This window comes from Pseudomonas sp. WHRI 8519, from assembly GCF_040224055.2.
GTDB lineage: Bacteria > Pseudomonadota > Gammaproteobacteria > Pseudomonadales > Pseudomonadaceae > Aquipseudomonas > Aquipseudomonas putida_X.
The window spans coordinates 5,811,811-5,823,602 of the sequence record NZ_CP167996.1 but is presented as its reverse complement, the minus strand read 5'-3'; the positions used below and the strand labels follow the sequence as shown (position 1 = coordinate 5,823,602).

Annotated in this window: 12 protein-coding genes; 6 read left to right on the top strand and 6 right to left on the bottom strand. The window is 62.8% G+C overall.

The window, feature by feature from the left end; translation table 11 throughout:
- Positions 1-2: 2 nt before the first annotated feature.
- Both ABRP30_RS26665 and ABRP30_RS26660 read right to left on the bottom strand, forming a co-directional pair.
- Complete coding sequence (locus tag ABRP30_RS26665; RefSeq protein ID WP_267819463.1) at positions 3-386, bottom strand: PaaI family thioesterase; 384 nt, start codon at positions 384-386, stop codon at positions 3-5.
- Positions 386-2,710, bottom strand: coding sequence for a Tex family protein (locus tag ABRP30_RS26660; protein ID WP_349975988.1), 2,325 nt, complete (start codon positions 2,708-2,710; stop codon positions 386-388). The genes ABRP30_RS26665 and ABRP30_RS26660 overlap by 1 nt, the downstream gene beginning before the upstream one ends.
- A 228-nt stretch (positions 2,711-2,938) precedes the next feature.
- On the opposite strand from ABRP30_RS26660, the gene ompR reads away from it, so the two are divergent.
- Both ompR and ABRP30_RS26650 read left to right on the top strand, forming a co-directional pair.
- A complete protein-coding gene (ompR, locus tag ABRP30_RS26655) occupies positions 2,939-3,679 on the top strand; it encodes a two-component system response regulator OmpR (RefSeq protein ID WP_241805515.1) in 741 nt (246 codons plus the stop codon).
- A 13-nt stretch (positions 3,680-3,692) separates the two neighbouring features.
- A complete protein-coding gene (locus tag ABRP30_RS26650) occupies positions 3,693-5,006 on the top strand; it encodes an ATP-binding protein (protein WP_012316722.1) in 1,314 nt (437 codons plus the stop codon).
- Positions 5,007-5,049: 43 nt separating this feature from the next.
- Here ABRP30_RS26650 and rimK read toward each other — a convergent pair whose 3' ends face one another.
- Positions 5,050-5,955, bottom strand: coding sequence for a 30S ribosomal protein S6--L-glutamate ligase (gene rimK, locus ABRP30_RS26645; protein ID WP_012316721.1), 906 nt, complete (start codon positions 5,953-5,955; stop codon positions 5,050-5,052).
- Positions 5,952-6,368 carry an ATP-dependent zinc protease gene (locus ABRP30_RS26640; protein WP_372490515.1) on the bottom strand — a complete coding sequence of 139 codons (417 nt, stop codon included), beginning with the start codon at positions 6,366-6,368 and terminating at the stop codon, positions 5,952-5,954. Before ABRP30_RS26640 ends, rimK begins: the two co-directional genes overlap by 4 nt.
- 175 nt (positions 6,369-6,543) lie before the next feature.
- On the opposite strand from ABRP30_RS26640, the gene ABRP30_RS26635 reads away from it, so the two are divergent.
- Complete coding sequence (locus tag ABRP30_RS26635; RefSeq protein ID WP_349975987.1) at positions 6,544-6,945, top strand: S4 domain-containing protein; 402 nt, start codon at positions 6,544-6,546, stop codon at positions 6,943-6,945.
- A 27-nt stretch (positions 6,946-6,972) separates the two neighbouring features.
- Here ABRP30_RS26635 and ABRP30_RS26630 read toward each other — a convergent pair whose 3' ends face one another.
- Entirely contained in the window at positions 6,973-7,767 is a 795-nt protein-coding gene (locus ABRP30_RS26630; protein WP_349975986.1) for a phosphatase PAP2 family protein, read from the bottom strand.
- A gap of 119 nt (positions 7,768-7,886) precedes the next feature.
- On the opposite strand from ABRP30_RS26630, the gene hslO reads away from it, so the two are divergent.
- From hslO to ABRP30_RS26615, 3 genes are all read left to right on the top strand, one after another.
- Positions 7,887-8,786 (top strand): Hsp33 family molecular chaperone HslO, encoded by a 900-nt coding sequence (gene hslO / locus ABRP30_RS26625; protein ID WP_241805520.1) that lies wholly within the window; start codon positions 7,887-7,889, stop codon positions 8,784-8,786.
- Between the two features lie 179 nt (positions 8,787-8,965).
- A complete protein-coding gene (locus ABRP30_RS26620) occupies positions 8,966-10,507 on the top strand; it encodes a phosphoenolpyruvate carboxykinase (protein ID WP_241805526.1) in 1,542 nt (513 codons plus the stop codon).
- Between the two features lie 230 nt (positions 10,508-10,737).
- The gene (locus ABRP30_RS26615) at positions 10,738-11,178 is read left to right on the top strand and encodes a thioesterase family protein (RefSeq protein ID WP_267819450.1); all 441 of its coding nucleotides are present in this window, start codon (positions 10,738-10,740) and stop codon (positions 11,176-11,178) included.
- 54 nt (positions 11,179-11,232) lie between these two features.
- Here the strand turns inward: ABRP30_RS26615 and ABRP30_RS26610 are convergent, their stop codons facing one another.
- A complete protein-coding gene (locus tag ABRP30_RS26610; RefSeq protein WP_241805529.1) occupies positions 11,233-11,712 on the bottom strand; it encodes a glycine zipper domain-containing protein in 480 nt (159 codons plus the stop codon).
- Positions 11,713-11,792: the final 80 nt, after the last annotated feature.

Genomic DNA, 11,792 nt, shown 5'->3' with positions numbered 1-11,792 from the left:
AGCTAGAGAACTGCGAAGGTTCCCTGCGCTTTGGCGACCAGTTTGTCGCCTTGGACTACGTCGGCGTCGACCACCAAGGTACGCCGCCCGGCGTGCAGCACCCGCGCCGTGCACAGTACCTCGCCGTCACCGACCGCGCGCATGTAGTTGATCTTGCATTCGATGGTCACGCTCTGCTGGTCAAAACCATGGCTGGCCGAGCAGGCCAGGCCCATGGCGATGTCCACCAGGCTGAATATCGCCCCGCCGTGCAGCTTCTGGCCGCGGTTGCGCAGGTGCGGCTCAAGCGCCAGAGCCACCTCTGCCACGCCGGTGTCCAGGCGTTGCAGGCGGCAGCCCAGCAGCTGGCTGTAGGCACTTTCAACCAGCGCCTTGGGGATCTCCATCACTTCTTCTTCAACTGCTTGGCGTTGGCAAAGAGCGCAGCCATGGCGTTGTTCGCCGGTGCGGCGCTAGCGGTTTCGCGCTGGCGCGGTGCCTGCTGCTGGCGGTTGCCGCCATTGCCACGGTTGCCACCGCGGTTGCCTTCGACTTTTTCGCCCGGGGTATCGCTCATGCGCATGGACAGGCCGACACGCTTGCGCGGGATGTCCACTTCCATGACCTTGACCTTGACCACGTCGCCGGCCTTGACCGCCTCGCGCGGGTCCTTGACGAATTTCTCGGACAGCGCCGAGATGTGCACCAGGCCGTCCTGGTGCACGCCGATGTCGACGAACGCACCGAAGTTGGTGACGTTGGTGACCACGCCTTCGAGAATCATGCCAGGCTCCAGGTCCTTGAGGTCTTCGACGCCGTCCTGGAAGGTGGCGGTCTTGAACTCGGGGCGCGGGTCACGCCCGGGCTTGTCCAGTTCCTGGAGGATGTCGGTGACGGTGGGCAGGCCGAAGGTTTCGTCGGTGAACTGCTTGGGGTCCAGGCGCTTGAGGAAGCCGCTGTCGCCGATGAGCGAGCGGATGTCACGGCCGGTGTCGGCGGCGATGCGTTTCACCAGCGGGTAGGCCTCCGGGTGCACGGCGGAGGCATCCAGCGGGTTGTCGCCGTTCATGACGCGCAGGAAGCCGGCGGCCTGCTCGAAGGTTTTCTCGCCCAGCCGGCTGACCTTCTTGAGTGCGGCACGGGTGGCGAACGGGCCATTGGCATCGCGGTGCGCGACGATGTTCTGCGCCAGGGTGGCGTTGAGGCCAGAGATACGGGTCAGCAGCGCGACCGAAGCGGTGTTGACGTCCACACCCACGGCGTTCACACAGTCTTCGACCACTGCGTCCAGCCCGCGCGCCAGCTTCACCTGGGATACATCGTGCTGATACTGGCCGACACCGATGGATTTGGGGTCGATCTTCACCAGTTCGGCCAGCGGGTCCTGCAGGCGGCGGGCAATCGACACGGCGCCACGGATCGAGACGTCCAGGTCAGGGAATTCACGGGCAGCCAGCTCCGATGCCGAGTACACCGACGCTCCGGCTTCGGACACCATGATCTTGGTGATCTTCAGCGCCGGGTATTTTTTAACCAGCTCAGCGATCAGCTTGTCGCTTTCGCGGCTGGCGGTGCCGTTGCCAATGGCGATCAGCTCCACCGAGTGCTTGGCGCACAGCGCGGCCAGTACCGAAATCGTGCGGTCCCAGTCGTTGCGTGGCGCGTGCGGATAGACCGTCGCGGTGTCCAGCAGCTTGCCGGTGGCATCGACCACTGCGACCTTGCAGCCGGTACGCAGGCCCGGGTCGAAGCCCAGGGTGGCACGCGGGCCGGCCGGGGCGGCCAGCAGCAAGTCATGCAGGTTGTGGGCGAAGACATTGATCGCCTCGCTTTCGGCGTTGTCGCGCAACTCACCGAACAGGTCGGTTTCCAGGTGGGTGTACAGCTTGACCTTCCAGGTCCAGCGCACCACCTCGCCCAGCCACTTGTCAGCCGGGCGGTTGCGGTTTTCCACGCCGAAGTGCCCGCCAATCATCATTTCGCAGGGGTGCAGGGTGCCCGGCAGCTCTTCGCCGACTTTCAGCGATGCGCTCAGCACGCCTTCGTTACGGCCGCGGAAAATCGCCAGTGCGCGGTGCGACGGGCAATTGCGCAGCAGTTCGTCATGGGCGAAATAGTCGCGGAACTTGGCGCCTTCCTCTTCCTTGCCAGCCACCACGCGGGCACTGAGCACCGCTTCCTGCTTGAGGAAGTTGCGCAGCTTGTCGAGCAGGGCAGCGTCCTCGGCGAAGCGCTCCATGAGGATGTACTTGGCGCCCTCGAGGGCGGCCTTGACGTCGGCGACACCCTTTTCGGCATCGACGAAGCGCGCCGCTTCGCTTTCCGGCGCCAGTTGCGGGTCGTTGAACAGGCCGTCGGCCAACTCGCCCAGGCCCGCTTCCAGGGCGATCTGGCCCTTGGTGCGGCGCTTTTGCTTGTAGGGCAGGTAAAGGTCTTCGAGGCGGGTCTTGGTGTCGGCCAGCTTGATCTCGCGGGCCAGTTCAGGGGTCAGCTTGCCCTGTTCCTCGATGCTGGACAGGATGCTCGCACGTCGCTCGTCCAGCTCGCGCAGGTAGCGCAGGCGCTCTTCCAGGTGCCGCAACTGGGTGTCGTCCAGGCTACCGGTCACTTCCTTGCGGTAACGGGCGATGAAGGGCACGGTCGAGCCTTCGTCCAACAGGCCCACGGCCGCCTCGACCTGCTGAGGGCGTACGCCCAGTTCCTCGGCGATACGGCTGTTGATGCTGTCCATGTAAACCACCTGACAATTGTGAATACGGGGGCTGCGAGGCGCTTGTTCCGCCCGGCGGCGCTGGATGAAAGCCGCGCATTATACCCATCGGAGAAGGCTTGCGGTGATGGCGCCAGGCCAGTCGCCGAGGCCGGGAACTGGCGCCGGGGGAAAAATCTGCTAACAATGCTCACGGCACGCGTGGCAATGGCTACGCCATAATGCGCGGCGATCTCAGAGGAGTTATTCATGACCGGCACCGCAAATACCGCTGAAGGTGACAAGATTCTCATCGTCGACGACGATCCGGGGCTCAGCAGCCTGCTGGAACGTTTCTTCACCAGCAAGGGCTACCGTGCCCGTGCGGTGCCCAACACCGAACAGATGGACCGCCTGCTGCAGCGCGAGGTGTTCAACCTGGTGGTGCTCGACCTGATGCTGCCCGGCGAGGATGGCCTGTCAGCGTGCAAGCGCCTGCGCCAGTCGAACAACCAGATCCCGATCATCATGCTCACCGCCAAGGGTGACGAGCTCAGCCGCATCAAGGGGCTTGAGCTGGGCGCTGACGATTACCTGGGCAAGCCGTTCAACCCGGACGAGCTGATGGCGCGGGTCAAGGCCGTGTTGCGCCGTCAGGCACCGACGGTGCCGGGCGCCCCGGGCAGCGAGGACGAGTTGGTCACCTTCGGCGATTACGAGCTGTCGCTGGCCACCCGTGAACTCAAGCGTGGTGAAGAAGTGCACATGCTCACCACCGGTGAGTTCGCCGTGCTCAAGGCGCTGGTCATGCACGCCCGCGAGCCGTTGACCCGCGACAAGCTGATGAACCTGGCCCGTGGCCGAGAGTGGGATGCCCTGGAGCGCTCGATCGACGTACAGATCTCGCGCCTGCGCCGCATGATCGAACCGGACCCGTCCAAACCGCGGTATATCCAGACTGTGTGGGGCGTAGGTTACGTCTTCGTACCGGACGGAAACGCCAGCAAATGAACGCTGGCCTTCGATGAAAACTCCGGTCTGGTTCCCGCAGAGCTTCTTCGCCCGTACCCTGTGGCTGGTGCTGATCGTCGTCCTGTTCTCCAAGGCGTTGACCCTGGTCTACCTGCTGATGAACGAGGACGTGCTGGTCGATCGGCAATACAGCCATGGTGTGGCGCTGACGCTGCGCGCCTATTGGGCGGCCGATGAAGAAAACCGCGACAAGATTGCCGAAGCCGCAGGCCTGATCCGGGTGACCGGCTCTGGCGTGCCAGAGGGCGAGCAGCACTGGCCCTACAGCGAAATCTATCAACGCCAGATGCAGGCCGAGCTGGGCGAGGACACCGAAGTGCGCTTGCGCATCCACGCACCGCCGGCGTTGTGGGTCAACGCGCCAAGCCTCGGCCCAGGCTGGCTGAAAGTGCCGCTTTATCCGCACCCGTTGCGGGGCCAGAAGATCTGGAACGTGCTTGGCTGGTTCCTGGCCATCGGCCTGTTGTCCACCGCCTCGGCATGGATCTTCGTGCGCCAGCTCAACCAGCCGCTCAAACGCCTGGTGTTCGCTGCCCGCCAGTTGGGCCAGGGCCGCAGTGTGCGTCTGCCGATCAGCGATACGCCGAGCGAAATGACCGAGGTGTATCGCGCGTTCAACCAGATGGCCGAGGATGTCGAGCAGGCCGGGCGTGAGCGCGAGTTGATGCTGGCGGGGGTGTCCCACGATTTGCGCACGCCACTGACGCGTCTGCGTCTGTCGCTGTCCTTGCTCAACAGTGACAACGACCTGAGCGACGACATGGTCCGCGACATCGAGGACATGGATGCGATTCTTGACCAGTTCCTGGCTTTCATTCGCGATGGCCGCGACGAGCCGCTGGAGGAGGTCGACCTGGCCGACCTGGTGCGCGAAGTGGTGGCGCCCTACAACCAGCCGCAAGAGCGTGTGCGCTTGTGCCTTGAGCCTATTCCGCCATTCCCGCTGCGACGGGTTTCGCTCAAGCGCATGCTGGGCAACCTGATCGGTAATGCGCTGCATCATGCGGGCAAGGGGGTCGAGGTGGCCGCCTATGTGTCGGGCGATGAGAGCGCGCCTTATGTGGTGCTGAGCGTGCTGGACCGGGGCGCGGGGATCGATGAGTCTGAGCTGGAGACCATCTTCAACCCGTTCATTCGTGGGGACCGGGCGCGGGGTGGCAAGGGCACCGGGCTGGGGCTGGCGATCGTCAAGCGGATCGCCGCCCAGCATGGCGGTAATGTCGAGTTGCGCAACCGCTCCGGGGGCGGGATCGAGGCGCGGGTGAGGTTACCGTTGGGGCTGTTGCTACCGCGTAACGCGGTGTGACCTTTCGCTGCCGACGATGGGGCTGCACGGCAGCCCCGAAACCTCAGCCCTTGCCCTTGGTCCGGGTCTGATTCGGCCCGCCATTTTTCTCCAGATGCTCGATGATCATACCGGCCACGTTCTTGCCGGTTGTCACCTCGATACCTTCCAGCCCCGGTGAGGAATTCACCTCCATCACCAGCGGGCCGTGGTTGGAGCGCAGAATATCCACCCCCGCCACACTCAGTCCCATCACCTTGGCCGCACGAATGGCGGTTATACGTTCTTCGGGGGTGATTTTGATCAGGCTGGCCACCCCGCCCCGATGCAGGTTGGAGCGGAACTCGCCTGGTTTGGCCTGGCGCTTCATCGAAGCAATCACCTTGTCGCCTACCACGAAGCAGCGGATATCGGCACCGCCGGCCTCCTTGATGTATTCCTGAACCATGATGTTCTGTTTCAGGCCCATGAACGCCTCGATCACTGACTCGGCTGCTTGGGTGGTCTCGCACAACACCACGCCGATGCCTTGCGTGCCTTCCAGCACCTTGATGACCAGTGGGGCGCCATTGACCATCTGGATCAGGTCGGGGATGTCATCCGGCGAGTGGGCGAACCCGGTAATGGGCAGGCCGATGCCGCGCCGGGACAACAACTGCAACGAACGCAGCTTGTCACGCGAGCGGGCGATGGCCACCGACTCGTTGAGCGGGTAAACGCCCATCATCTCGAACTGGCGCAGCACCGCGCAGCCGTAGAACGTCACTGAGGCGCCGATGCGCGGGATCACTGCATCGAAACCCTCCAGCGGCTTGCCGCGGTAATGGATCTGCGGCTTGTGGCTGGCGATGTTCATGTAGGCGCGCAAGGTATCGATCACCACCATTTCATGGCCACGCTGAGTGCCGGCTTCGACCAGCCGGCGGGTGGAATACAGACGCGGATTGCGCGACAGCACAGCGATCTTCATGCAGCACCTGTGACAGGAGATAGGGTGGCCGGGTAGGCCGGTTTGTCTTGCACGTACTTGAGCCCGGGGTTGACCACCAGCTGGCCGTGAATGAGCGCCTTGGAGCCAAGCAGCAGGCGATAGCGCATGTTCTTGCGGCAGGCGAGGGTGAACTCTACCTCCCAGACGCCATCGCCCAACGCCAACGATGTGCGGATCACGTAACGGGTCTGGGCGTGGCCGTTGGAGCTCTTGATGGTCTTCATCGTCACCAGTGGGGCTTCGCAGCGGCGGTGGCGCAATTGCACGACCGAACCCAGGTGAGCCGTAAAGCGCACCCACGGCTGGCCGTCGCGTTCGAAAGGCTCCACCTCGGTAGCGTGCAGGCTGGAGGTGCTGGCACCGGTATCGATCTTGGCGCGCAGGCCCGCCACACCGAGGTCGGGCAAAGCGACCCACTCACGCAGGCCGATTACAGTCAGATGGTCAAATGTCTTCACGAAGCACACCCTGCGAATGAGGTGGTGAACTGTAAGCACGGCGGGGACTTTTTGCATCCGTCAGTTACGGTAGTACAGTTCGGTTAAAGACAGAATTCGAGGTAACGGGATGGCACACAAAGCGGAAGAGGACGACAAGGTACGCCTGGATAAATGGTTATGGGCGGCGCGGTTCTACAAGACCCGGGCGCTGGCCAAGGCCGCCATCGAAAGTGGCAAGGTGCATTGCCGTGGCGATCGCTGCAAACCCGGCAAAGAGCCGAGGGTGGGTGACGAGTTCGTGCTGCGTACCGGTTTCGACGAGCGTACCGTGGTGGTCAAGGCGCTGTCGGCGGTACGCAGGGGCGCGCCTGAAGCGCAGGCCCTGTACGCAGAAACCGAGGAGAGTGTGCGCCGCCGTGAGCAGGCAGCCGAGCTGCGCAAGGCCGGGGCGATGGGCGTGACCACCGACGGCCGGCCGAACAAGAAGCAGCGGCGGCAGATTCACCAACTGCACGGCCATTTTGACTGAAAGGGGCTGAGCAGCAGCCCCTGGCCTCTAGCGGAACACCGCCAGGCGCCCGACCAACGGTAGCCTGGCCCCGATGGCAAACAATGGCGCCGTCCACCGCACCAGCAATGCGCTACCCTTTGCCGCTAGCGGCGTATGGCAGCTCCAGCCCAAGGCCAGCACTGCCATCAGCACGCCACCGATGTAGTCATCCTGCCCCCAGTGCGCGCCTGCGACCAGCCGTGGCAGCATGAACAGCAACGCCAGGCCCCAGATCACCAGATGCTGGACCAGGCGCCGGCTGAACAGGCTCATGAACAAGGCCCAGATCAGCAACACCGAGGCGTGGTCGCCCGGGAAGCTGTTGCTGGAACGGTCCTTCAGCTCCCATGCCTTCTCAAGGTTCGGGTAGTAGTCGCTCAGGTGCACAGCGTTGGTGAATACCATCGATGGGCTGTCATGCTGCCAGCCCATTGCATCCACCCACTTGGAAAACAGCGCGCGAATCACCACTAAGAGGATTAGCGTAACCAGAAAGCCGAAGAAGGCTTCACGCACCTGGCTGGCTTTGAACACCCAGTCGCCGCGGATCAGCACGGCCAGAAGGACCAGGCCAACGACGATGTCGAAGGGCCGCAGGCTGCCGATGGTCCAGACATAGCGCCAGGCGGTGTTGTCGGCCAACGGTGCATTGAGGCTGTGGAACAGCCATTCGTCGAAAGTCAGGCACAGGATCTGGCCAAAGGGCCATAACCAGAAACACAGTAGAGCCATGGGCAGCAACGTGCAGGCTGCCAAGGGGCCCCAGGACCACGTTGCTTTTAACAGTGGTCGATTGTCCATAAAATACCTCTATTGCAATCAGGAATCGGAGCGCCTTGTGAGCGCTCTGTCACGGAGTCTCGCAACTGTCAGACATCCCGTGTAACCATTTTGTCATCATTTTTAGATAGCCAAAACCTATGAGCGATTTGCCGGATACCGATTTCACCCAACGTTTCATCTTCGACGACCGCGATATTCGCGGCGAGTGGGTGGCACTCGATGACAGCTACGCCGCAGTGTTGGCTCGTCACGCCTACCCACAGCCCGTTGCCACATTGCTCGGCGAACTGATGGCCGCTACCTCGCTGTTGGTAGGCGCGTTGAAGTTCGATGGCCTGCTGATCCTTCAGGCCCGCTCTGCCGGCCCCATCCCACTGTTGATGGTGGAGTGCTCGGGCGAGCGCGACATCCGGGGCATGGCGCGATACGAAGCGGACCAGATCCCCGCCGACGCGACGTTGGCTCAGCTGATGCCGGACGGCCATCTGACCCTGACCATCGACCCGGTCAAGGGCCAGCGCTACCAGGGTACCGTCGAGCTCGACGGCAAAAACCTGGCCGAGTGCTTCACCAACTACTTCGTGCAGTCGCAGCAACTCAACACGCGCTTCTGGCTCAACGCCGAAGGCGGCAAGGCCCGCGGCCTGTTGCTGCAGCAGTTGCCTGTTGATCGCCAGCGTGACGAAGAAGAGCGCGAGGACAGCTGGCAGCATGTGATTGCCCTGGCCAACACCCTCAAGCCGCAGGAGTGGGCCGAGGCCAACGAAACCTTGCTGCACCGCCTCTATCATGAAGACGCCGTGCGCCTGTTCGACATCCAGCCGCTGCGTTTCAAATGCAGCTGCTCGCGCGAACGTTCCGGCAATGCGCTGGTCAGTCTTGGCGAGCAGGATGCCAAGCAGCTGGTCGAGGAGTGCGGGGGCAAGGTCGAGATCGATTGCCAGTTCTGCAACGAGCGTTATTTCTTCGATGCCAGCGATGTGGCACAACTGTTTGCCGGTGGTGGCACCGACACGGCGTCAGAAACTCGCCACTGAAACGTTTAATTTCAGTGAATTCTCCTGTCGAATTGCGCAAAAGGGCAGTTACGACAGGAGGGGCCTACTTTTTTTGGGCGTTTCTGGCATAATCCGGCCACTTTTTTCGCTGTAGTAGTTTTTTTTAGACAACTACAAAACGTTTGGAGCACTCGGCCTCGGGCCGGATGGGGTATCTCATGACGCAAGCCAACAACACCGTGTACACCGACCTGAGCGTCGATGAGCTGGTAAAAGAAGCGCTGCAACGCGGTGAAGGCGTGCTAGCCGATACCGGCGCACTGGTCGTCGAGACCGGGCACCGTACTGGCCGTTCGCCGGCTGACCGTTTCATCGTCGAAGAACCTTCCACCCAGGACGCCATCGCCTGGGGCCCGATCAACCGCAAGTTCCCGGCCGACAAGTTCGATGCCCTGTGGGACCGCGTCGAGGCGTTCAACAACGCCCAGGATCACTTCGTTTCCTACGTTCACGTAGGGGCTGCCGCCGAGCACTACCTGCCGGTGAAGATGACCACCCAGACCGCCTGGCAGAACCTGTTCGGCCGTTGCCTGTTCATCAACCCTGAGCAGTTCAACCCGGCTGGCCGCGACCAGTGGCAGGTCCTCAACGTTGCCAACTTCGAGTGCGTGCCTGAGCGTGACGGTACCAACTCCGACGGTTGCGTCATCATCAACTTCGCCGCCAAGAAGGTGCTGATCGCTGGCATGCGTTATGCCGGCGAAATGAAGAAAGCCATGTTCTCGGTGCAGAACTTCCTGCTGCCAGCTGCCGACGTGCTGCCAATGCACTGTGCCGCCAACATCGGTGAAGAAGGCGACGTCACCCTGTTCTTCGGCCTTTCCGGCACCGGCAAGACCACCCTGTCGGCTGACGAAAGCCGTTACCTGATCGGTGATGACGAGCACGGTTGGGGCGAAGGCGTTGTCTTCAACATGGAAGGCGGCTGCTACGCCAAGTGCATCGACCTGTCCGAGAAGAACGAGCCGGTCATCTGGAAAGCCATCAAGCATGGCGCCGTGCTGGAAAACGTCGTCCTCGACGGCAACAAGCACGCCGACTACGCCGATGTCAGCCTGACCCAGAACAGCCGCGCCGCCTACCCACTGGAGCACGTCGCCAAGCGCGCCGAAGCCAACCTGGGTGGCGAGCCTAACGCGGTCATCTTCCTGACCTGCGACCTGACCGGTGTTCTGCCGCCAGTTTCGATCCTGAACAACGAGCAGGCGGCCTACCACTTCCTGTCTGGCTACACCGCGCTGGTCGGTTCTACCGAAATGGGTTCGGGCGGCGGCATCAAGTCGACCTTCTCCACCTGCTTCGGCGCACCGTTCTTCCCGCGCCCGGCAGGCGAATACGCCGAGCTGCTGATCAAGCGTATCAACGCCTTCGGCTCCAAGGTGTACCTGGTCAACACCGGTTGGACCGGTGGTGGCTATGGTGTCGGCAAGCGCTTCAGCATCCCGACCACCCGTGGCGTGATCGCTGCCATCCAGAGCGGCGCGCTGGTCGGTACCGAGACCGAGCACCTGGACATCATCAACCTGGACGTGCCGAAGGCCGTTCCGGGCGTCGAGACCGAGCTGCTCAACCCGCGCAACACCTGGGCTGACAAAGCTGCCTACGACGAAGCTGCAAAAGGCTTGGCCAAGCTGTTCACTGAAAACTTCAAGAAGTTCGACGTGTCCGACGCCATCAAGGCTGCTGGCCCACAGCTGTAAGCTGAGCCAGTCGAGTCAGCGTTAGCAGGGCTGCTTCGCAGCCCATCGCCGGCAAGCCGGCTCCCACAGGTACAACGCAGCGCTTGAGTTTTGCGCTGACCTTTGGGAGCCGGCTTGCCGGCGATGGGGCCCAATGGCTTTTCTCGCTGCCCTCTGCGCGGTGAAATACCACCGCTTCCCGAATTTCTGTTTCACTGATGGCATCCCCTGCGATCTTGCGAGACAGACAGATGACCGAATGCCCTCAGCGCAGCGCTTTCTCCCACTTCCACCCCATCCTCACCCGCCCCCAAGACAATGACCATAACGGCCACATTGCTGGCGCCACCGTGCATGGCTTCTTCGAAACCGCCATCCAGGCGTTTCTGGTCGAGCAGGCTGAAGTCGACCTGCGTGAAGGTGAGCTGGCCGCGTTCGTGGTCAGTTCGGCGGCAGACTTTTTCGCGCTGCCGGGCTTCCCGGATGTGCTAGAGGTGGGTTTGGGCGTAACTCGCCTAGCAGGTAGCACGGTGGAGTTCCGGCTGGCGCTGTATCGCCCGGGCGAGCCCGATGCTTGCGCGGCAGGGACCGTGGTACAGGTGTTTATCGAGCGCGCCAGCGGTCGGCCGGTACCGTTGCCGCAGGCGCTGCAGGTGATCTTGTCGGGCCTGCAGCTCGCGCCGCAGGCATGAAAAAGCCCCGCGGGTGAGGGCGGGGCTTTTGCTGCCTGAGGAGGGTCTCAGGTATCAGTGGCGCCAATGGCGCTTGTGCTTGCGGTGGCCGTAGTGGCGGCCACGGTCGTAATGACGGCGGTCGTCGTAGCCGCGACGGTAGCGGCGATCGTCGTGGCGCTCGTCATCATCGGCCTTGTTGCCCAGGTAGTTACCGAGCGCGCCACCGGCGCCGCCGCCTGCGGCTGCACCAATGTAGCTGCCGGTGGTACCGCCCACCGAACGACCGACCACGTTACCGCCCGCAGCGCCCAGCGCGCCACCGATGGCGGCCTCACCACGCTGACGCTTGTCGGCACCCAGGGCACCGCCGGCCGCACCGCCAAGGCCGGCACCAATGGCGCCGCCGGTGCTACCACCGATGGAGTTGCCCACTACGGAGCCGAGTACCCCACCCAATGCGCCGCCAATGCCGGCTTCGGTATTGCCACCGGCCATGGCAACGCCGCTTAGCAAGCTGAAAGACAACAACAGAATCGAGGAGTACTTCTTCATCAAGAGAGCCTCATAAGGATGACGAGGGCGAATTTGCAGTTCCTTGAGGCGGCTGGCAACGGAAAACCGACGAGTAGCAC

What these genes read in the sequence shown, in the direction of transcription:
- ABRP30_RS26665 (WP_267819463.1), bottom strand. Translation starts at nt 386, where the DNA reads ATGGAGATCCCCAAGGCGCTGGTTGAAAGTGCCTACAGCCAGCTGCTG.
- ABRP30_RS26660 (WP_349975988.1), bottom strand. Translation starts at nt 2,710, where the DNA reads ATGGACAGCATCAACAGCCGTATCGCCGAGGAACTGGGCGTACGCCCT.
- ompR (WP_241805515.1), top strand. Translation starts at nt 2,939, where the DNA reads ATGACCGGCACCGCAAATACCGCTGAAGGTGACAAGATTCTCATCGTC.
- ABRP30_RS26650 (WP_012316722.1), top strand. Translation starts at nt 3,693, where the DNA reads ATGAAAACTCCGGTCTGGTTCCCGCAGAGCTTCTTCGCCCGTACCCTG.
- rimK (WP_012316721.1), bottom strand. Translation starts at nt 5,955, where the DNA reads ATGAAGATCGCTGTGCTGTCGCGCAATCCGCGTCTGTATTCCACCCGC.
- ABRP30_RS26635 (WP_349975987.1), top strand. Translation starts at nt 6,544, where the DNA reads ATGGCACACAAAGCGGAAGAGGACGACAAGGTACGCCTGGATAAATGG.
- ABRP30_RS26630 (WP_349975986.1), bottom strand. Translation starts at nt 7,767, where the DNA reads ATGGACAATCGACCACTGTTAAAAGCAACGTGGTCCTGGGGCCCCTTG.
- hslO (WP_241805520.1), top strand. Translation starts at nt 7,887, where the DNA reads ATGAGCGATTTGCCGGATACCGATTTCACCCAACGTTTCATCTTCGAC.
- ABRP30_RS26620 (WP_241805526.1), top strand. Translation starts at nt 8,966, where the DNA reads ATGACGCAAGCCAACAACACCGTGTACACCGACCTGAGCGTCGATGAG.
- ABRP30_RS26615 (WP_267819450.1), top strand. Translation starts at nt 10,738, where the DNA reads ATGACCGAATGCCCTCAGCGCAGCGCTTTCTCCCACTTCCACCCCATC.
- ABRP30_RS26610 (WP_241805529.1), bottom strand. Translation starts at nt 11,712, where the DNA reads ATGAAGAAGTACTCCTCGATTCTGTTGTTGTCTTTCAGCTTGCTAAGC.